This is a genomic window from Streptomyces sp. NPDC088810, assembly GCF_044750305.1.
Taxonomy (GTDB): Bacteria; Actinomycetota; Actinomycetes; order Streptomycetales; family Streptomycetaceae; genus Streptomyces.
This window is the reverse complement of record NZ_JBIVJQ010000008.1, coordinates 45201-64507: the sequence shown is the minus strand read 5'-3', so window position 1 is coordinate 64507 and position 19307 is coordinate 45201. Positions and strand designations below refer to the sequence as shown.

Genomic DNA, 19307 nt, shown 5'->3' with positions numbered 1-19307 from the left:
AAATGCGGACAGAGGGCAGCCGCAACACGGGTGCGGGCCCGCTCGGCCGAAAGAAGGACCGCGGGGGTCGTAACCGCGCGGCGGCGGGCGCGTTGTTCCCGGTGACGGCCGTGGCGGGGTAGACCCCCGAGCCCCCACCACGGCCGCTGAACATCCCCTTACGCCAGCCCCGCGCGCTCCAGTGCCTCGCTGCCGGCCCGCAGGGACGCGATCCGCTCCTCCAGCGTGAAGCCGGCCGGGGCCAGGCTGAGGGTGGTGACCCCGGCGGCGGCGTAGGCTTTCATGCGGTCGGCGATCCGGTCGACGGAACCCAGCAGGGTGGTCCGGTCGATGAGCTCCTGCGGGATCGCGGCGGCGGCTCCCTGCTTGTCCCCGGAGAGGTACTTCCGCTGGATGTCGGCGGCCTCCTTCTCGTACCCCATGCGCTGCGCGAGCTGGTTGTAGAAGTTCTGCTTGGCGCTGCCCATGCCGCCGACGTACAGCGCGGTGTACGGGCGGAAGGTGTCGGCGAGCCGGGCCACGTCCTTGTCGTCGCCGAGGGCGATCGGCAGGGTCGGGCACACGTCGAAGCCGTCGAGCGTCAGGCCCGCCTTCTCCCGGCCCGCGCGCAGGTACTGCATGGTGGTCTCCTCCAGGTGCTCGGCGGAGGGGAAGATGAGCAGCGCGCCGTCGGCGATCTCGCCGGTCTGCTCCAGGTTCTTCGGGCCGATCGCGGCGATGTAGAGCGGGATGTGCTCGCGCTGCGGGTGCACGGTCAGCTTGATCGGCTTGCCCGGGCCACCGGGCAGCGGCAGCGTCCAGTGCTCGCCCTCGTACGACAGCCGCTCCCGGGTCATCGCCCGGCGGACGATCTCCACGTACTCCCGGGTGCGGGACAGCGGCTTGTCGAACTTGACGCCGTACCAGCCCTCGGAGACCTGCGGGCCCGAGACACCGAGGCCGAGCCGGAACCGGCCGCCGGAGAGCGAGTCGAGCGTGGCCGCGGTCATCGCGGTCATCGCGGGCTGCCGGGCCGGGATCTGGAAGATGGCCGAGCCGACGTCGATGCGCTCCGTCTGCGCGGCGACCCAGCTGAGGACGGTGGCCGCGTCGGAGCCGTAGGCCTCGGCGGCCCAGCACACCGCATAGCCCAGCCGGTCGGCCTCCTGCGCCACGGCCAGGTTGTCGCCGTCCATTCCGGCACCCCAGTAGCCGAGGTTGATCCCGAGCTGCATGGCCGATTCCCCTTACCCATGAGTAACGTGCCTGTCGGGGTGACCTTAGCGCGGGGACGGGTGCCGGGGGCAGGGTGTGGGGGCCGCGTCTCACCGGGGCGTTCACGCATCCGACCCGGTTATCCACAGGCAACCCACCGCACCGGTTATGGCCAGTAATCTCGCCCGCATGGAGCAGAGGCATCTCGGCCGCACCGGCCTGCGCGTGTCCCGGATCGGGCTCGGCACCCTCACCTGGGGCCGGGACACCGACGAGCACGACGCCGCGGACATGCTGAAGGCGTTCTGGGAGGCCGGCGGCACCCTCGTCGACACCGCGGACGTGTACGGCGACGGGGAGGCGGAGTATCTGCTCGGGCAGCTCATGGACGGCCTGGTGCCGCGCCGCGATCTGGTCATCTCCACCAAGGCGGGCAGTGTCCCCGACCCCGACCGCCGCTTCGACGGCTCCCGCGGCCATCTGCTCGCCGCGCTCGACGCCTCCCTGGCCCGCCTGGGCACGGACCACGTCGACCTGTGGCACGTCCACGCCTACGACCCCGACACCCCGCTGGAGGAGACCCTGCACGCCCTCGACCTCGCGGTGGGCAGCGGCCGGGCGCGGTACGCCGGCGTCTCCAACTTCTGCGGGTGGCAGCTGGCCAAGGCGGCCACCTGGCAGCTCGCCGCGCCGGGCGCCCGCACCCGGCTGGCCAGCACCCAGATGGAGTACTCGCTGCTGCAGCGGGGCGTGGAGCGCGAGGTGCTGCCGGCCGCGCTCGACCTCGGCGTGGGCCTGCTGCCCTCCTCCCCGCTGGGCCGGGGCGTGCTCACCGGCAAGTACCGGCACACCACTCCCCCGGACTCGCGCGGCGCCTCGGAGCACATGGCGCCGTTCGTCGAGCCGTACCTGGACGACACGGCGACCCGGATCGTGGACGCGGTGACGACGGCCGCCGACGGGCTCGCGGTCACCCCGCTCCAGGTGGCCCTCGCCTGGGTGCGGGACCGGCCCGGGGTGGCCGCGCCGATCGTCGGCGCGCGCAACGCGCAGCAGCTCACGGCGGCGTTGTCAGTGGAGGCCCTTAGTCTTCCTGACGAGATCTGCCGGGCGCTGGACGATGTGTCGGCGCCCGTGCACCGCTACCCCGATCACGACTGGAGCACGCTGTGAGCACGGAGCCGGAGACCACGGAGAACGCCGAGCCGGGGGCGCCGGACACCCGTGAGACCCCGGACCGGGGCACCGACGGGGACGTCCCGGCCGAGGGCACGGACACGGCCGGCGGTGCGGAGTCCGCCGACGACGGGGAAGGCGCCGCAGCCGAGGGCGGTGCCGGGGCGGAGGACGGTGCCGCCGCCGGGCTGTCCGAGGCGGAGGCCGAGCTGGCCGCGCAGCGGATCGAGCGGGAGCGGATCGAGCGGCGCAAGGCCGAGAAGAGGAGCCGGATCGAGAGCGGCGGCAAGCTCAGCGGCACGGCGGCCGACCTCCTCGCGGCGGTCCGCGCCGTCGAGAGCGGCGAGAAGCCGACGGCCACGGTCTTCGCGGAGCCCGCGCCGGCACCGCGCCGCACCGCACCGGAACCGGTGCGCAGGCCCCAGCCCGCCCCCGCGCCGGTCGCGCCGAGCGGTCCCGCCCCGGAGGCCGTCGACGCCGTGCGCCGGGTGCTGACCGAAGGCGGCGCGCCCGACGCCCTGGCCGCCCAGGTCGCCGCGGTCCTCGGCGAGGGCGCCGACACCGCGCTGCGGGAGGACCCCTGGCAGCTGCTCCGGGTCGCCGGGGTGCGGCCGGAGCAGGCCGACGGCTTCGCGCGGGCGCTGCTCGGCGCCGGCTGCGCCCCGGACGACGAGCGGCGGGGCCGCGCGGTGACCGTCTGGCTGCTGGAGCAGGCGGCCGTGGCCGGGCACACCGCCCTGGACCTGCCCACGCTCACCGCGGCGCTGGGCCGGCAGGGTGTGCCGGACCCGGACGCGGCGGTGCAGGCGACCCTCGCCGAGGGGGAGGCGCTGGTGTTCCAGGACGCCCTGGACGAGCCCGGCGCGCCCGCGCCCCAGGCCGCCGGCACCGGTGAGGACACCGACGAGGAGCAGGAGCGGCCGGTCCGGGTCCTCGTCGGCCTGGAGCGGTACGCGCTGGCGGAGGAGAGCCTCGCCGACGGCCTGGCCCGTCTTGTCAACTCCCTGTCCCAGGAGACCGGACAGGTCTGGGAGACGGTCGCCGCCGGGCTGTCCGGCGGCGCGGCCGAGCTGGCCCGCGCGGTCGCCGGGCACGGCCTGGTGCTGCACACCGGCGGGGAGGCGGCCCGCGCCGAACCGGCCGCGCTGCTCGGTGCCGCCCGCGCCGCGGGCCTGCGCGCCTTCGCCGTCTGCCACACCGCGGACGGGCGCGGGCGGCTGGCCGCAGAGCTGGGCGGGGTGCCGGCGGAGCGGGGCGTGGGCACGGTCGCCGGGCTGCTGTCCGGCGCCGAGGGCCCGGGCCGGGACACGGACGGCGCCCTGGAACTCGACCTGCTGATCGTGCTGGACGCGCCGCAGCTGGACGTGGAGGGCGCGGCGATGCTGGTGGAGTCGCTGCCCGACGGGGCCCGGCTGGTGCTGAGCGGCGACCCCGGGGTGCTGTGGTCGGCCGGTCCGGGCCGGGTCTTCGCCGACCTGCTCGCGGCCCGGGTCTGCCCGCAGACCGTCTCCCGTGTCCCCGACCCCGGCCCGCTCGGCGAGCTGGTCTCCGGCATCGGCATCGGCGAGCTGAACCAGGTCGCCGCCCCGGGCAAGGAGATCGTCATCGTGCCGGTGCGGGACGCGGGCGAGGCCGTGCACCGGACGGTGCAGCTCGTCGCCGACTCGGTGCCGCGGGCGATCGGCATCCCGGCCGACCAGACCGTGGTGATCACCCCGGGCCACGGCGGCGCCGCGGGCACCCGCGCGCTCAACGCCGCCCTGAAGGAGCGCCTCAACCCCGGTCCCGGCCGGTTCGGCGGCTTCGACCCCGGTGACCGGATCGTCTACTCCCCCGTGCCGGGGCGCGCGGTGCCGGGCGTGGTGGTGAAGGCCGACGCCGAGGGGCTGCACCTGTCGTGCGCCGACGGGCCCGTCGTCGTACCGCGGGAGCGGGTGGAGGGCGGTGTCCGGCACGGCTGGGCGCTGACCGCGCACCAGGCGGTGGGCGCCCGCTGGCCGGCGGCGGTCGTCGTGCTGCCCGGCGACGCCGTGCAGGTCCTCAGCCGCCCCTGGGTGTACACGGCGTTCGGCCGGGCGGAACGGCACCTGTCCGTGGTCCACGGCGTGGAGCAGGCCCTGCCGAAGGCGGTCGCGGACATCCCGCCGAAGCCCCGCACGACCCGCCTGCAGACCCTGCTGCGCCCGCAGGAAGCCTGACGTCCCCCGTCGCCACGGCTGTCAGCCACGGCGGCGGATTCCGGTGGTGCCGTACCGGCCCGAGGCCCTACGGCACCGCCGGCCCCGCTCACTTCTCGGCGTCGAGCGGCTCCAGCTCCTCTTCGTCCTCTTCGTCGTCCTCGTCGACGAAGACGATGTCGTCGTCCCCGCCGTCGGGGACCTCGTCGTCGTCGAACACCGCGCTCACATCGAACCGGCACACCACCTGCTGCGCATCGATGTGCTCGAACGGCGCCGCCAGCCACTCCCCGGCCTCGGGCGGCTCCTCGGAGGCGGTGACCCAGAGCGTGGAGTCGCCCTCCTCCAGGCCGAACTCCTTGTGCCGGGACGCGATCTCGTCCGGTTCGAACTCGCCGAAGAGGATGCCCAGCGCCCCGGGGAGGGTCGCGGCGGCCCGGTCGTCGTCCTCGCCGTCGTCGAACTCCGCCGCCTCCACCCGCTGGGCCTGCGCCAGCAGCCGCTGGGGTTCGGCCACGGTGTAGTCGCGGCGGATCAGCACGCTGATCGCGTGGGGTTCGTCCGGGCCCGCGTACGGCGGCAGGGTGTCCTCCGCACCGGGGATCTCGAAGGGCGTGACCTCGTCGTAACGGTCGTAGAGCAGCTCGTCGTACGCCTCGGCGGCAGCGGCCAGCTGGTTGAACGCCTCGGAAACGGCCGGGTCGTCCTCCCCCGACCTGCGTTCGACCGCGGCCAGATGACGGTCGAGCGCGGTCTTGATCGCCTCGGCGGCGGCGCGTACCTCGGCAGCGGTGGGCTGCGCAGCATCAGACATAGTGCAGACGCTATCCGTACCGGGCACCAGCCCGCACAATAGATGCGATGCCGGAATACGAATTTGTCGACGTGTACGTGCCTCGCGGGGTCTCCCGCAAGGAGGCGACACGTCTGCTGACGGACCATGCCGAGTACGGACACTGGGAGTTGGACCGACTGAGCCTGCTGCGCGACGGCAGCCGCAAGGTGCGGTTGCGCCGGCGGATCATCCGCCAGGTGCGTGCCACGTGGTGAGCCGGGACATGTGACCGGACGAGACGGAAGCGGGCCCCGCCGGGATGGCAGGGCCCGCTCCGCTTTCGGTCACGCCGCGGCCCGTGCCTTGCGGTAGAGCACCGCGCCCGCGAGCAGCGCGCCCGCGCCGGCCGGCAGCGCGATGCCGAGCGGCACCTCGCTGCCCGTGTGCGCGAGCTGGGCGGTGCCCAGCGGCTGGGCGGAGCGGCCCGCCTCGGCCGTGACCTGGGACGCACCGTGGGCCGTGGAGCCGCCCGTGCCGCTCTGGGTGCCCGTGCCGGGGTGGCCGGGCTTGCCGGAGTCGCCCGGGGTACCGGGGTGGCCGGGCTCGCCCGGCTGACCGGGGTGACCAGGAGTGCCGGGCTGACCCGGCTGACCGGGGTGACCCGGGTGTCCGGGGTGACCCGGCTGACCCGGGTGTCCGGGGTGACCCGGCTGACCGGGCGGGGTGCCGTGCCCGTGCCCGCCGCCGTTGGCACAGTCGTTGCCCGTCGTGGCGTTGCCGGCCCCGACGACGTCGACGCTGTTGCCGCAGACGTTCACCGGGACGTCGACCGGTACCTGCACGGTGTTGCCGGAGCCGACGCCCGGCGAGCCGGCGGTGTGGCCGCTCGCGTGCGAGCCGCCGGAGCTGCCCTGCTCACCGTACTGACCCCCCGGGGTGCCGCCGTGGTTGGCGCACTTGTTGCCCACCGACGGGTTGAGCAGCCCGACGACGTTCACGGTGTTGCCGCAGATGTTCACCGGTGCGTGCACCGGCACCTGCACGGTGTTGCCGGACAGTACGCCCGGTGAACCGCCGGCACTGCCCGCCGCGCCCGAGTCGGCGTGTGCGTAGCCGCCCGCGGCGGCGATCACGCCGGTCGCGGCCGCCATGGTCATCAGGCCCTTGCGCGTGCCCTGTCGCATGCTGAATTCCCCCCTGCCTTCCATGTCTTCGTGCGAAAGACCGGTCGGCCTCGGAGCGCATGGCGTGCGCTCCGAGGCCGACGGCTCGTTAAAGGACGCCCCTCAGGGAGCCGGCGTCACTTGTTGACGCAGGCGTTGCCGAAGGCGGGGTTCAGGAGCCCGATCACGTTGATCGTGTTGCCGCACACGTTCACCGGGACGTGGACGGGCACCTGGATGACGTTGCCGGACACCACACCCGGGGAGCCCAGGGCGGCACCCTGGGCACCGGAGTCGGCGACGGCGAGACCCGCACCCGCGAGAACCAGCCCACCGGTGGCAGCCGCAGCAGCGACGACCTTCTTGATCATTCTTCCTCCTCGTTGGCAATGCGACCCCAAGGTTCGGGATCACATCACCTGTAACGAGGAGGGACTGATGAAGCTACGAACCGATCGTCGCATTCACCCTTCTCAGTCGTTCTCGTACGACTGCCCGAATGCCTGAGGGCAGAGCGTCACGACGCGTCGATGAACCGGTCGAGCACCCGCACGCCGAACTGCAGCCCGTCCACCGGCACCCGCTCGTCCACGCCGTGGAACATGCCGGCGAAGTCCAGCTCCGGCGGCAGCTTCAGCGGGGCGAAGCCGAAGCCGCGGATGCCGAGGTCGTCGAAGGACTTGGCGTCGGTACCGCCGGAGAGCATGTAGGGGATCGCCTTGGCGGTGGGGTCCTCGGCGAGCAGCGCGGACTGCATGGCCTCCACCAGCGCGCCGTCGAAGCTGGTCTCCAGTGCCTTGTCGGAGTGGACGTCCTCGCGCCGGACCTTCGGGCCGAGCAGCCGGTCGAGGTCGGCGAGGAACTCCTCCTCGTGGCCGGGCAGGAACCGGCCGTCGATGTGGGCGGTGGCCTCGCCCGGGATGACGTTGACCTTGTAGCCGGCGTTCAGCTGGGTGGGGTTGGCGGTGTTGCTCAGGGTGGCGCCGATCAGCTTGGCGATGCCGCCGAGCCTGGCGAGGGTGGACTCCATGTCCTTCGGGTCCAGCTCGGTGCCGAGCGCGTCGCCGAGTTCGTCGAGGAAGGCCCGGGTGGTCTTGGTGACCCGGACCGGGAACGTGTGGCGGCCGACCCGGGCGACCGCCTCCGACAGCTCCGTGATGGCGTTGTCGCGGTGGATCATCGACCCGTGCCCGGCGGTCCCGGCCACGGTCAGCTTCATCCAGTGCATGCCCTTCTCGGCCGTCTGGATCAGGTACAGCCGCCGCTGGTCGTCGACGGTGAAGGAGAAGCCGCCGACCTCGCTGATCGCCTCGGTGACGCCCTCGAACAGCTCGGGATGGTGGTCGACCAGGTGGCGGGCGCCGTACGTGCCGCCCGCCTCCTCGTCGGCGAGGAAGGCGACCACGATGTCCCGCGGGGGCCGGCGCCCGCTGCGCAGCCGGTCGCGGACGACCGCCAGCGTCATGGCGTCCATGTCCTTCATGTCGACGGCCCCGCGCCCCCACACGCACCCGTCCGCGATCTCCCCGGAGAACGGGTGGTGGGTCCAGTCGGCGGCGTTGGCCGGTACGACGTCCAGGTGGCCGTGGATGAGCAGCGCGGGCCGGGACGGGTCCTCGCCCTCGATGCGGGCCACCGTGGAGGCGCGGCCGGGGTGGGACTCGTAGATCTTCGGCTCCAGCCCGACCTCGGCGAGCTTCTCGGCGACCCACTCGGCCGCCTTGCGCTCGCCCGGGCCCGAGTGGTCGCCGTAGTTGCTGGTGTCGAACCGGATCAGCTCGCGGCAGAGGTCCACGACCTCGTCCTCGCCGGTGACGCTCCTGGCCGTGTCCGTCTCGCTCACGTGCTTCCTCCCGCTGTCACTGCTGGTGGTCCCCTCATCCTCTCTCCGGCCCCGCTCCGGGCCCAAGACCGGACCCGGCCCGACACGCGCCGTTCACGGGCGACCGGCTGCGGGACCGGGGGGTGATCAGCCACCCCCGAAAGCCTGGTAATGTTTCCTTCGTCGCCGCGAGGGAAGCCCGCGAAAGGGAAACCACGCACGACAGACACCTTGTCCGGGTGGCGGAATGGCAGACGCGCTAGCTTGAGGTGCTAGTGCCCTTTATCGGGCGTGGGGGTTCAAGTCCCCCCTCGGACACCAGTGAGGCCCCTGCTGCAACAGGGGCCTTTTTCATGCCCCGGTGCGACTTCCTAGACTTGAGGGGTGGCCCGGCCCAACGACGAGGTCGAGGCGCTCCTGCGGGAGTACGCCGATCTCATCGCGATCACCGGAGGCGACGCCTTCAAGGCGCGCGCCTACGAGAAGGCGGCACGGGCGATCGGCGGGTGTCCCACGGACATCTCCACGCTGGACGCCGAGGGACTGCGGGAGATCCCGAACGTGGGCCGGTCGATCGCCGAGAAGGTGGCCGAGTACCTGCGCACGGGCCGGATGGCGGTGGTCGAGGAGCGCCGGGCGAAGATCCCCGCCGGGGTGCGCGAGCTGATCACGATCCCGACCCTGGGCCCGAAGAAGGCGCTGCGGCTCTACGAGGACCTGCACATCTCGTCGGTGAGCGAGCTGGCCGCGGCCATCGAGGCGGACGCGCTGGCCGATCTGAAGGGCTTCGGCGAGAAGACGCAGGAGAACATCCGGCACGGCATCGAGCTGCTCCAGCGGGCAGGCACGCGGGTGCCGTTGTCGTCGGCACTGGAGACCGCCGAGGAGATCGTCGGGGAGCTGTCCGCCGTGACGGGCTGCAGGCGCTGTGCGTACGCCGGTTCGCTGCGCCGGATGCGGGAGACGGTCGGGGATCTGGACGTGCTCGTCGCCGCGGAGCGGTCGGCGCCGTTCATGGACGCGCTGTGCGAGCTGCCGGTCACGACCGAGGTCGTCGCGCGGGGCACGAAGAAGACGTCGGTGCGCACCGGCAAGGGGCTCCAGGTCGATCTGCGGGTGGTGCCGCCGGAGTCGTGGGGCGCCGCGATGCAGTACTTCACCGGGTCCAAGGCGCACAACATCCGGACCCGGACCATCGCCGTGCACCGGGGGCTGAAGCTCTCCGAGTACGGCGTGTTCGACACCGGGAGCGGGGAGTCGGTCGCCTCCCGCACCGAGGAGGAGGTGTACGCGCGGCTGGGGCTGCCGTGGATCGCGCCGACGCTGCGCGAGGACCGCGGGGAGATCGAAGCGGCGCTGGGCGACGGCCTGCCGGAGCTGGTGACCGAGCGGGACATCCGCGGTGACCTGCACACGCACACCGATCTCACGGACGGTCTGGCCTCGCTGGAGGCGATGGTGGAGGCCGCCGCCGAGCGCCGGTACGCGTACTACGCGGTCACCGACCACGCGCCCGATCTGTACATGCAGCGCATGACGGAGGAGAAGATCCTCGCCCAGCGGGAGCGGCTGCGGGAGCTGGACGGCACCCGGCACGGGATGCGGCTGCTGCACGGCACCGAGCTGAACATCGGTCCGGACGGCGAGGTGGACTGGCCGCAGGAGTTCCTGGCCGGTTTCGACCTGTGCGTGGCTTCGCTGCACTCGCACTTCGACCTGGGCCGCACGGCGATGACCCGGCGGCTGGTGCGGGCCTGCGAGAACCCGTACGTCCACATCATCGGGCACCCCACGACCCGGCTGATCGGCAAGCGGCCTGGGGTGGACGCCGACTGGGACGAGGTGTTCGCCGCCTGTGCGCGCACCCGGACCGCGCTGGAGGTCAACGCCCAGCCGGACCGGCTGGACCTGCGCGACGAGGACATCCTGCGGGCCCGGGAGCACGGCGTGAAGTTCGCCGTGAACACCGACGCGCACTCCGTCCCGCACCTCGCGCAGCTGCGCTTCGGGGTGGGCACCGCGCAGCGCGGCTGGCTCACCGGGGAGGACGTGATCAACACCTGGCCGCTCACCCGGCTGCGCCGGTTCCTGCGCAAGGGCGGGCGCAAGTGAGGGTCCGGACTCAGGCGAGGGGCCGTACCGTCAGCGTGCCGTCGGCGCCGTGCTCGACGCGGGTGCCGAGGTCGCGGGCGTAGCCGTCGAGGACGGAGCGCAGCCAGGCGGTGTCCTCGGCCGAGGCGTTCTCCAGGCGGAGCCGACGGGCCTGGAGCGGCACCATCCGCAGACCGGTGAGCCGGCCGGTGCCGGGCTCGGCCGAGACCAGGTACAGCAGGCGCAGGTCGTCGCGGTAGCGCTCGTAGCCGCCGATGCCCTCGTAGTCGTCGACGAGGTCGCCGCAGCCGTACAGGACGAGCCGGTCGCGGTAGACCTCCGGCGGGCGCGGGTGGTGCGAGGAGTGTCCGTGGACGATGTCGGCGCCCGCCTCGACGAGCGCGTGGGCGAAGCGGACTTCGGCGCGGGAGGGGGTGTATCCCCAGTTGGGGCCCCAGTGGACGGAGGCGACGACGAGGTCGCCGGGCCGTTCGACCCGGCGCAGGCGGTCGGCGAACTCCGTGGCGGCGGCCGCGGTCGGCGCGGTGACGAGGGCGACGCCGGGCCGGTCGCCGGTGGCGGCCCAGCTGTGCGGGATGCCGCTGGAGGGCATGCCGAAGGCGAAGACGAGGACGCGTCCGCCGGACCGCAGCGGCACGGTCGCCGGGCGCCATGCCGCGGCGGCGTCCCGGCCCGCCCCGGCGGTGCGCAGTCCGGCCGCGGCGAGGGAGTCCAGCGTCTCTCGCAGGCCGGCCGGTCCGAAGTCGAGCACGTGGTTGTTGGCGAGGACGCAGACGTCCGGGCGGGCCGCGGCGAGGCAGGGCAGGTTGGCGGGGTGCATCCGGTAGTGGACGGCCTTGCCGGGTGCGAAGTCGCCGTCCCGGGTGACGGCGGTCTCCAGGTTGAGCACCCGGACGTCCGGTGCGGCCCGCTCCAGGACGGGCAGCGCCTCGCCCCAGGGCCAGCCGGGGTCCACGGGCCGGGGTATCGGCCCGTTGGCGGCCTCGGCCAGGGCGACGTACTGCCGGGCGTCGCGCACGTAGTCCTCCCGCAGGAGGGGAGCGACGGGGTGGGGCAGGATCTGGTCGACGCCCCGGCCGAGCATGACGTCGCCCGCGAGGAACAGGGTGACGGCGTCCTCGCCCATGGCCGGCGGGCTAGACGTGCGCGGGTGCCATGTGGTCCGTGAACCAGTCACGGGCCAGCTCGGTCACCTGTTCCAGCGTGCCGGGCTCCTCGAAGAGGTGGGTGGCGCCGGGGACCACCGCGAGCCGGTTCTCGCAGCGCAGTCGTGCCTGTGCCTCCCGGTTGAGGTCGAGGACGAGCGGATCGGCGCCGCCGACGACGAGCAGGGTGGGTGCCGCCACCGCGGCCAGGCGGGGGCCGGCGAGGTCGGGCCGGCCGCCGCGGGAGACGACCGCGGCGGGCCGAGCGTCGGGGTCGGCGGCGGCCCACAGTGCGGCGGCCGCACCGGTGCTGGCGCCGAACCAGCCGACGGCGAGCCCCTCGACGTCGGGTTCCTCGCGCAGCCAGCGGGTGGCGTCGAGCAGCCGGCCGGCCAGCAGCGCGATGTCGAACACGTTGCCCCGGTCGGCCTCCTCCGCGTCGGTGAGCAGGTCGAACAGCAGGGTGCCGAGCCCGGCCCGGTGCAGCCCCTCGGCCACGAACCGGTTGCGCGGGCTGTGCCGGCTGCTGCCGCTGCCGTGGGCGAAGGCCACCACGCCGGTGGCGCCCTCGGGCACGGTGAGCCGTCCGCCGAGCCGTACGGCTCCGGCCGTCACGGTCACTTCGCGGTCGGTGGAGCCGGCGCCCGCGGTGTGCCGGTGCCGGCTCGCGGCCCGGCGCAGGCAGGCCGTCACCTCTTCGTCGTCGACCTGGGCGAAGTCGGCGTAGAACTGGCCGACCGCGGCGAAGTCCCAGGGGGTGTGCAGGCAGACCAGTTCGTCGGCGTCGCCGCCGAGCCGCCGGGCGAAGTCCCGGGGGGCGACGGGGACGGCCAGGACGATGCGGGCCGCGCCCCGGGCCCGGGCGATCCGGCAGGCGGCCCGCGCGGTGGAACCGGTGGCCACGCCGTCGTCCACCACGACGGCGGTCCGGCCGGCGACGGAGACCGCGGGGGCGGCACCCCGGTAGCGCGCGGCCCGGTCGTGCAGCACCCGCAGCTCGCGTTCCTCGACGCCGGCGAGATCCGCGTCCGAGACACCGGTGCCGCGCAGCACCTCCTGGTTGATCACGCGGACGCCGTCCTCGCCGACCGCCCCCATGCCCAGCTCGGGCTGGTACGGCACGCCGAGCTTGCGCACCAGGCAGACGTCCAGGGGCGCGTCGAGCGCCTCGGCGACCTCGGCGGCGACCGGCACCCCTCCCCGGGGCAGCCCGAGCACCACCACGTCCTGGCCCCTGAGGTACTCCAGGCGTTCGCCCAGCCGTCGGCCCGCTTCGAGGCGGTTCCTGAAGTGCAAGGCGGCGCTCCTTCACTCCCGGGACAGCCAGAGCGGCACCGGGGCGTCCGTGTCGGCGGCTCCCGTCGCCTTCATGTCGCCGTCGGCGGCGCGCAGCAGCATGCGGCCCATGGCGATGAGCGCGCGCCCGGCGGCGAGTTCGTCGCCGATCTCCGGCATCGCCCGGTCGTAGGGGTTGCGGCGGGCCTCCGCGTGGCTCTCCAGGACGTTGTCCCCGGTGTCCAGGATGATCCGGGCGGTGGTGTCCGGATCGTGCTCGCACAGGTAGACGTTCAGCCGCCACTCCTTGACGGCGGGACGGCTGCTCACGGGTCCGGTCATCGTCCGTCTCTCCTCCCGCGCTGCGCTGCTCTTCCACTGTGCACCCGGCCCGGGGCCGACGCCTCCCCTGCTGCGGGCAGAATGGGGCCATGACCTCGCGCACCTGCCCCTGCGGCCTCCCCCGGCCCTACGACGCCTGCTGCGGCCGCTTCCACGCGGGAGCGGCGGCCGCGCCGACCGCCGAGCTGCTGATGCGGTCGCGGTACTGCGCGTTCGTGCAGGGGGACGCCGGGTATCTGCTGCGCACCTGGCACCCGCGGACCCGGCCGCAGCGGCTGGACCTCGACCCGCGGATGCGGTGGACGGGACTGGAGATCCTGGACACCACCGACGGGTCCGCTTTCCACGGCACCGGCACGGTGACCTTCCGGGCCTCCTACCGGGGCGGCTCGCTGCACGAGCGGAGCCGGTTCGAGCGGGTGGACGGGGCGTGGGTGTACGTGGACGGTGACTTCCCCGACCAGCCGGAAGCCCGCAGCTAGGGCGCGAGGATGTCCAGCTCCTGGAGGGCGCCCACGGTGATCTGCCGGGTCAGTTCCTCGGCGCGGGCCGCGTCGCCCGCGCGGACCGCCTCGGCCACCTGCACGTGCAGGGTGACGGCCGCCGGGTCGGGGTCCTCGAACATGACCTCGTGATGGGTGCGGCCGGCCAGCACCTCCGCGACGACGTCGCCGAGCCGGGCGAACATCTCGTTCCCGGAGGCGGTGAGCACGACCCGGTGGAAGGCGATGTCGTGGACCAGGTAGTTCTCCAGCTTGTGGCCGCGTGAGTTGGCCACCATGCCGAGGGCGCACTCGGTGAGTTCGGCGCACTGCTCGGCCGTGGCGTGCTGGGCGGCGAGGCCGGCCGCGACGGGTTCGATCGCGGAGCGCAGCACGGTGAGCGAGCGCAGCTGGTGCGGGCGGTCGGCGCCGGCCAGGCGCCAGCGGATGACCTGCGGGTCGTAGACGTTCCACTCGGCCTTCGGGCGGACCGTGACGCCGACCCGGCGGCGGGACTCGACCAGGTGCATGGACTCCAGCACGCGCACCGCCTCGCGCATCACCGAGCGCGACACCTCGAAGTGCTGTGCCAGCTCGTCGGTGCGCAGAACGCTGCCCGGCGGGTACTCACCCCCGGTGATCGCGGGGCCGAGGGTGTCCAGTACATGGCCGTGCAGCCCCCGGCCCGGTGTGCTCATGCACTCAGCGTACGGCGTGGATCACGGCGAGAAAAAGTCAGACTTATAAGTCACAGACTCTTGAATTCGTCGTACCTAATGGGTTTCAGTGTGGCGACGCCGCAGTGGCGTCGGATGTCGAGGAAGACAGCGAGGCAGTCATGCGAACCCCCCAGGTCGTCGTCGTGATGGGCGTCGCGGGGACGGGCAAGACCACGATCGGTCCCCTGATCGCCGCGCGGCTGGGCGTCCCGTACGCCGAGGGCGACGACTTCCACCCGCAGGCCAACATCGCCAAGATGTCGGCCGGGATCCCGCTCGACGACGCCGACCGGTGGCCGTGGCTCGACGCCATCGGGCACTGGGCGCACGGCCGGGCCGGACTGGGCGGGGTGGTCAGCAGCTCGGCGCTGAAGCGGTCGTACCGCGACCGGCTCCGGGCCGTGGCGCCCGGAATCGTGTTCCTGCACCTCACGGGCGACCGGCGGCTGATCGAGGAGCGGATGTCCCAGCGGCAGGGCCACTTCATGCCGACGGCGCTGCTGGACTCGCAGTTCGCCACGCTCCAGCCGCTCCAGCCGGACGAGGCCGGAGTGGCCGTGGACGTCGCCGGCAGTCCGCAGGAGATCACCGAGCGAGCCGTGCGGGCCCTGGACGCGCTTCCCGTCGCATCCGAGTAACACCTCACCCCCGTCCCCCGTAACCCAAGGGAACCCCCGTGACCAGACTCAGCGTCGAGATGCTGGCAGCGGACGCACCTGCGCCGATCACTTCCGCCGGACACGCCCAGCTGGGCATCGCCGTCCTGGTGGGCATCGCCGTCATCGTCCTGCTCATCACCAAGTTCAAGCTCCATGCCTTCCTCGCGCTGACCATCGGGTCGCTGGCGCTCGGGGCGGTCGCCGGGGCGCCCCTCGACAAGGCCATCACCAGCTTCACCACCGGGCTCGGCTCCACCGTGGCCGGCGTCGGCGTCCTGATCGCGCTCGGGGCGATCCTGGGCAAGCTGCTCGCCGACTCCGGCGGCGCCGACCAGATCGTCGACACGATCCTCGCCAGGGCCGGCGGGCGGGCGATGCCGTGGGCGATGGTGCTGATCGCCTCCGTGATCGGCCTGCCGCTGTTCTTCGAGGTCGGCATCGTGCTGCTGATCCCGGTCGTGCTGATGGTCGCCAAGCGCGGCAACTACTCCCTGATGCGCATCGGCATCCCGGCCCTCGCCGGTCTGTCCGTGATGCACGGCCTGATCCCGCCGCACCCCGGCCCGCTGGTCGCCATCGACGCGGTCAAGGCCAACCTGGGCGTGACCCTGGCGCTCGGCATCCTGGTCGCCATCCCGACGGTGATCATCGCCGGTCCGCTGTTCTCGAAGGTCGCCGCCCGCTGGGTGGACGTGCCGGCACCCGAGCGGATGCTGCCGCAGCGCGCCTCGGAGGAGCTTCAGCGCCGGCCGGGCTTCGGCGCGACGCTCGCCACCGTGCTGCTGCCGGTCGTGCTGATGCTGGCCAAGGCGCTGGTGGACATCGTCGTCGACAACCCCGCGCACACCGCCCAGCGCGTCTTCGACGTCGTCGGCTCCCCGCTGATCGCGCTGCTCGCCGCCGTGATCGTCGGCTTCTTCACGCTGGGCCGGCCCGCCGGGTTCACCAAGGGCCGGCTCCAGCAGACCGTCGAGAAGGGCCTGATGCCCATCGCCGGCATCCTGCTGATCGTGGGCGCGGGCGGCGGCTTCAAGCAGACGCTGATCGACTCCGGGGTGGGCCGGATGATCCTGGACGTCTCCAAGGACTGGTCGATCCCGGCCCTGCTGCTGGCCTGGCTGATCGCGGTGGCGATCCGGCTGGCGACCGGCTCGGCGACGGTGGCGACGGTCTCGGCGGCCGGTCTGGTCGCGCCGCTCGCGGCCGACATGTCGACCACGCACGCGGCGCTCCTCGTCCTGGCCATCGGCGCGGGCTCGCTCTTCTTCAGCCATGTCAACGACGCCGGCTTCTGGCTGGTGAAGGAGTACTTCGGGCTGAGCGTCGGGCAGACCGTGAAGACCTGGTCGGTGATGGAGACCATCATCTCGGTGGTCGCCGGCGGCCTGGTCCTGCTCCTCTCCCTGATCATCTAGGGGCACGGCGACGACGGGGTCCGGCCGAGGCCGGCTGCACGGTGGTCCTCAACGGGCGCGGGTGGGCCGGGCGGCGTGTGCTTGCGGGCGCGGCGCGGACACGACCACACCCCCGCGCCGCACCAGCCGCAGACAGGTGTCCAGGCCGGCGGGCCGCCCCCGGGGCCACGGCGACGTCCACCTTCGCGGGCCGGCCGCGGTCATCCGGATCGTCAGATCGCGCCGGTGTTCGCGCCGGCCGCTGACCGGGAGCGGTCCGGCAAGGTGCTGCTGGAGTGCTGAGCGGCACGGGACAGCAGGGGGCTACGGGCGCCAGAGCGGGTGCTCCCGGTTCGCCCACTCCTCGCTCACCGTTCCCGTCCGCAGGCCGCGTCTCGCCTCCGGGTCGCCCAGGGCCATGCCGATGTGGCCCGCCAGGACCACGCCGATCGTCAGGGCGAGCCAGTCGTGGACGAAGGTCGCCGAGGTGCGCCACATCAGCGGGGTGAGGTGGGTGAACCACATCATCAGGCCGGTGCCGAGCATGACCAGGGTGGCGCCGGCGATCCAGGCGGCGTAGATCTTCTGGCCGGCGTTGAACTTGCCGGCGGGGCGCTGCTCGCGGCGTCGGTCGCGGCGCAGGGCGGCACGCAGCCAGACCCGGTCGTGCGGCCCGAAGCGGTTGAGGAACCGCAGGTCGGCGCGGAAGGCGCGGGAGGCCAGGCCCAGCAGGACCGGCACCGGCAGGGCGAGGCCGGCGTACTGGTGGACCCGGACGACCAGTTCCCGGCGGCCGACCAGGACCGCCAGCTGCGGGATGTAGAGGACGGCGGCGGTCAGCACGCACACGCCCATCAGCGCGGCCGTCGCGCGGTGCACCCGTCGCTCGGCGCGGGTGAAGCGGTGGAGGCGGGCGCCCGGCGGGGCAGGGGTCTCAGCTCGTAGGCTCATCGGTCCGTCCGTTCGAGCGGCCGACCCAGGCGTCGACGTCGTAGCCGAGGTCCTCCCAGTAACCGGGGCGCACCCGGTCGGTGACGGTGATGCCGGAGAGCCACTTGGCGGACTTGTAGAAGTACATGGGGGCGACGTAGAGGCGGACCGGGCCGCCGTGGTCGTGACCGATGTCCTTGTCCTGCATGCGCAGGGCGACCAGGACGTCCGGACGGCGGGCCTGGTCGAGCGTGAGGCTCTCGGTGTAGGTGCCGTCGAAGCAGGTGAAGCGCAGGGCCTTGGCGGTGGGGCGGACGCCCGCCGCGTCGAGCAGGTGGGACAGGCGTACGCCCTGGAAGGGGGTGCCGGGTACCCGCCAGCCGGTGACGCACTGGACGTCCCGGACCAGCCGGGTCTGCGGCAGGGCGCGCAGGTCGGCGAGGGTGTAGCCGCGCGGGCGGTCGACCAGGCCGTCGATGGTGAGGCGGTAGTCCGCGGCGGTCCGGTGCGGGACGGAGGCGGCCACGGAGTAGTAGCGGAAGCCGCCGCCGTTGGGCAGCAGACCGGTCAGGCCGGTGGGGTCCTTGTCGGCGACGCCGCCGAGGAAGCCTTCGAGGCCGCGTTGGAGCGCGGGCGCGGCGACCACGCCGAGGGCGCCCAGGCCGAGGGTGCCGAGGAAGACCCGGCGGCCGATGGGCCTGCCGTCCGGTTCCGGTTCGGGTATGGGTTCCTCGGATGGTTCAGGGTTCACGTGTTCATTCGAGCACTCGGGGCCGCGCGGGGCCAGATGATCGGGTCGCTGGTCAGACTTTCGTCATCACTTTTTCCGTACCTGCCATGGGTACGTCGGGGAGGGCGCGGTTTCTCACTGCTTCTCACTTGTTCTCACTGCCCGAGCGCGCGGGTGCGGGCCGCGTCGAAGGCGGCCCGGGCATCGGGGTGCGCGTAGGACCAGGGCGCCGGGGTGGCGTGCTCGCCGATGCGCTGGAACAGGGCCGCCGCCTCGGCCGGGCGGCCGGCGCAGGTCAGGGCGAAGGCGAGGTGGTTGAGGTCGATGTGACGGCGCGGGTGCTCGTCGTGCTCCCACTCCAGCCACCAGTCGAAGCAGGCGCGCAGGATGCGCCGGGCCCGCGGGCCGGACCAGTGCCCGGAGGCGGCCGGGTCGGCCGGGGCCAGGCCTGCGGCGGCGAGGACCCGGTAGCGCTCGGCGTACGCGACGACGGGCAGGACGGCCAGCGGGGAGTCGGCGGGGGCCTCGGCGGCGGCCAGCTCGGCGACGTCGTACACCTCGTGGACGTCGGCCCCCCGGCCGCCCGCGGGCCGTTCGGCGAGGCGCGCGATCAGCAGGTGGTGGGCGTGGTGGTGCTCGGGGTGCCGGCGGCGCAGCTCGCAGAAGGTGTCGAGCACCTCGCGCTCGGGGCCGAGGGCGCGGGCGAGCAGCAGCCGGCCGAGCCAGGGGGTGGGGTCGGCGGGGGCGAGGCCGGCGGCGGTGTCGCAGGCCTCGCGGGCCCGGCCGGGTTCCTCCTTGCCGCGCAGTGCGCGGTGGACCAGGGCCAGGGCGAGCAGCGCGGCGGCGTCGGCGGAGCCGGGCTCGGCGGCCAGCCAGTCGCTCGCCCAGGCCGCGGCGTACGGGTCCTGGGCGAGCGCCGTGAGGCGGTGGCCGCGGCGGTCCCAGTCGTCGCCGGTGTGCACCAGCAGGGAGCGCGCGGCCTGCCGTCGGCCTTGGGCCAACGCGGTCCGGGCGGTGTGCAGTTCGGCGTCGTCGAGGGCGGCGTCGAAGGTGCCGGAGGCGTCCTGGGCGGGCGCGCCGGACGGTTCCGTTCGGGCCCGGCGAGCGCCGAGCAGATGCGGGAGAGGGGGCACCGCGGGCTTCCTGTTTCTCGGGCTGCCATCGACCGATCACGCACAGCAAACCCCCAGCCAAGGGTCGCGTCAAGCGGAA

General features: G+C 73.6%; 19 protein-coding genes and 1 tRNA gene. 8 read left to right on the top strand and 12 right to left on the bottom strand.

The annotated features are described in order from the left end of the window. Positions 1-158: 158 nt before the first annotated feature. Positions 159-1214 carry an LLM class F420-dependent oxidoreductase gene (locus tag ACIP4Y_RS24590; protein ID WP_358644121.1) on the bottom strand — a complete coding sequence of 352 codons (1056 nt, stop codon included), beginning with the start codon at positions 1212-1214 and terminating at the stop codon, positions 159-161. Positions 1215-1383: 169 nt separating this feature from the next. On the opposite strand from ACIP4Y_RS24590, the gene ACIP4Y_RS24585 reads away from it, so the two are divergent. Continuing rightward, entirely contained in the window at positions 1384-2367 is a 984-nt protein-coding gene (locus ACIP4Y_RS24585) for an aldo/keto reductase (protein WP_401397209.1), read from the top strand. Further along, positions 2364-4568 carry a helix-hairpin-helix domain-containing protein gene (locus tag ACIP4Y_RS24580; protein WP_401397206.1) on the top strand — a complete coding sequence of 735 codons (2205 nt, stop codon included), beginning with the start codon at positions 2364-2366 and terminating at the stop codon, positions 4566-4568. The genes ACIP4Y_RS24585 and ACIP4Y_RS24580 overlap by 4 nt, the downstream gene beginning before the upstream one ends. An 88-nt stretch (positions 4569-4656) precedes the next feature. Here ACIP4Y_RS24580 and ACIP4Y_RS24575 read toward each other — a convergent pair whose 3' ends face one another. Continuing rightward, positions 4657-5361 (bottom strand): hypothetical protein, encoded by a 705-nt coding sequence (locus tag ACIP4Y_RS24575; RefSeq protein WP_401397203.1) that lies wholly within the window; start codon positions 5359-5361, stop codon positions 4657-4659. 47 nt (positions 5362-5408) lie between these two features. Between ACIP4Y_RS24575 and ACIP4Y_RS24570 the strand changes: the two genes are divergently transcribed. Then, positions 5409-5597, top strand: a complete 189-nt coding sequence (locus tag ACIP4Y_RS24570; RefSeq protein WP_043407302.1) for a DUF5703 family protein — start codon at positions 5409-5411, stop codon at positions 5595-5597. A gap of 69 nt (positions 5598-5666) precedes the next feature. On the opposite strand, the gene ACIP4Y_RS24565 is transcribed toward ACIP4Y_RS24570, so the two are convergent. From ACIP4Y_RS24565 to ACIP4Y_RS24555, 3 genes are all read right to left on the bottom strand, one after another. Next, positions 5667-6506 (bottom strand): chaplin, encoded by an 840-nt coding sequence (locus tag ACIP4Y_RS24565; protein ID WP_401397198.1) that lies wholly within the window; start codon positions 6504-6506, stop codon positions 5667-5669. Between the two features lie 116 nt (positions 6507-6622). Further along, on the bottom strand, positions 6623-6856 hold the full coding sequence (gene chpH, locus ACIP4Y_RS24560) for a chaplin ChpH (RefSeq protein ID WP_358644131.1): 234 nt from the start codon (positions 6854-6856) through the stop codon (positions 6623-6625). A 146-nt stretch (positions 6857-7002) separates the two neighbouring features. Further along, a complete protein-coding gene (locus ACIP4Y_RS24555; protein ID WP_401397195.1) occupies positions 7003-8328 on the bottom strand; it encodes a M20/M25/M40 family metallo-hydrolase in 1326 nt (441 codons plus the stop codon). Between the two features lie 212 nt (positions 8329-8540). On the opposite strand from ACIP4Y_RS24555, the gene ACIP4Y_RS24550 reads away from it, so the two are divergent. Continuing rightward, positions 8541-8628: transfer RNA gene (locus ACIP4Y_RS24550), tRNA-Leu, on the top strand. 63 nt (positions 8629-8691) lie between these two features. Then, on the top strand, positions 8692-10419 hold the full coding sequence (gene polX / locus ACIP4Y_RS24545) for a DNA polymerase/3'-5' exonuclease PolX (protein ID WP_401397192.1): 1728 nt from the start codon (positions 8692-8694) through the stop codon (positions 10417-10419). A 10-nt stretch (positions 10420-10429) separates the two neighbouring features. Here polX and ACIP4Y_RS24540 read toward each other — a convergent pair whose 3' ends face one another. From ACIP4Y_RS24540 to ACIP4Y_RS24530, 3 genes are read right to left on the bottom strand one after another with little or no spacing between them, the layout of a single operon-like run. Further along, positions 10430-11545 carry a CapA family protein gene (locus ACIP4Y_RS24540; RefSeq protein WP_401397189.1) on the bottom strand — a complete coding sequence of 372 codons (1116 nt, stop codon included), beginning with the start codon at positions 11543-11545 and terminating at the stop codon, positions 10430-10432. Between the two features lie 10 nt (positions 11546-11555). Beyond that, positions 11556-12860, bottom strand: a complete 1305-nt coding sequence (locus ACIP4Y_RS24535) for a phosphoribosyltransferase family protein (protein ID WP_401397186.1) — start codon at positions 12858-12860, stop codon at positions 11556-11558. A gap of 12 nt (positions 12861-12872) precedes the next feature. Further along, positions 12873-13181 (bottom strand): dsRBD fold-containing protein, encoded by a 309-nt coding sequence (locus ACIP4Y_RS24530; protein ID WP_358644141.1) that lies wholly within the window; start codon positions 13179-13181, stop codon positions 12873-12875. A gap of 89 nt (positions 13182-13270) precedes the next feature. Here ACIP4Y_RS24530 and ACIP4Y_RS24525 point away from each other — a divergent pair, with 89 nt between their 5' ends. Next, on the top strand, positions 13271-13663 hold the full coding sequence (locus ACIP4Y_RS24525; RefSeq protein ID WP_401397183.1) for a YchJ family protein: 393 nt from the start codon (positions 13271-13273) through the stop codon (positions 13661-13663). Here ACIP4Y_RS24525 and ACIP4Y_RS24520 read toward each other — a convergent pair. After that, the gene (locus ACIP4Y_RS24520; protein WP_358644145.1) at positions 13660-14361 is read right to left on the bottom strand and encodes a FadR/GntR family transcriptional regulator; all 702 of its coding nucleotides are present in this window, start codon (positions 14359-14361) and stop codon (positions 13660-13662) included. The genes ACIP4Y_RS24525 and ACIP4Y_RS24520 overlap by 4 nt on opposite strands. Before the next feature lie 140 nt (positions 14362-14501). On the opposite strand from ACIP4Y_RS24520, the gene ACIP4Y_RS24515 reads away from it, so the two are divergent. Both ACIP4Y_RS24515 and ACIP4Y_RS24510 read left to right on the top strand, forming a co-directional pair. Beyond that, complete coding sequence (locus ACIP4Y_RS24515; RefSeq protein ID WP_358644147.1) at positions 14502-15020, top strand: gluconokinase; 519 nt, start codon at positions 14502-14504, stop codon at positions 15018-15020. A 38-nt stretch (positions 15021-15058) separates the two neighbouring features. Then, entirely contained in the window at positions 15059-16456 is a 1398-nt protein-coding gene (locus tag ACIP4Y_RS24510; RefSeq protein ID WP_401397179.1) for a gluconate:H+ symporter, read from the top strand. Between the two features lie 303 nt (positions 16457-16759). Here ACIP4Y_RS24510 and ACIP4Y_RS24505 read toward each other — a convergent pair whose 3' ends face one another. The 3 genes from ACIP4Y_RS24505 to ACIP4Y_RS24495 all read right to left on the bottom strand — a co-directional run bounded on the left by ACIP4Y_RS24505 (position 16760) and on the right by ACIP4Y_RS24495 (position 19228). Continuing rightward, entirely contained in the window at positions 16760-17386 is a 627-nt protein-coding gene (locus ACIP4Y_RS24505) for a cytochrome b/b6 domain-containing protein (RefSeq protein WP_401397176.1), read from the bottom strand. Continuing rightward, positions 17370-18116, bottom strand: a complete 747-nt coding sequence (locus ACIP4Y_RS24500; RefSeq protein ID WP_358644153.1) for a molybdopterin-dependent oxidoreductase — start codon at positions 18114-18116, stop codon at positions 17370-17372. The genes ACIP4Y_RS24505 and ACIP4Y_RS24500 overlap by 17 nt, the downstream gene beginning before the upstream one ends. Positions 18117-18250: 134 nt before the next feature. Beyond that, positions 18251-19228 carry a hypothetical protein gene (locus ACIP4Y_RS24495; protein WP_401397173.1) on the bottom strand — a complete coding sequence of 326 codons (978 nt, stop codon included), beginning with the start codon at positions 19226-19228 and terminating at the stop codon, positions 18251-18253. Between the last annotated feature and the right edge of the window lie 79 nt (positions 19229-19307).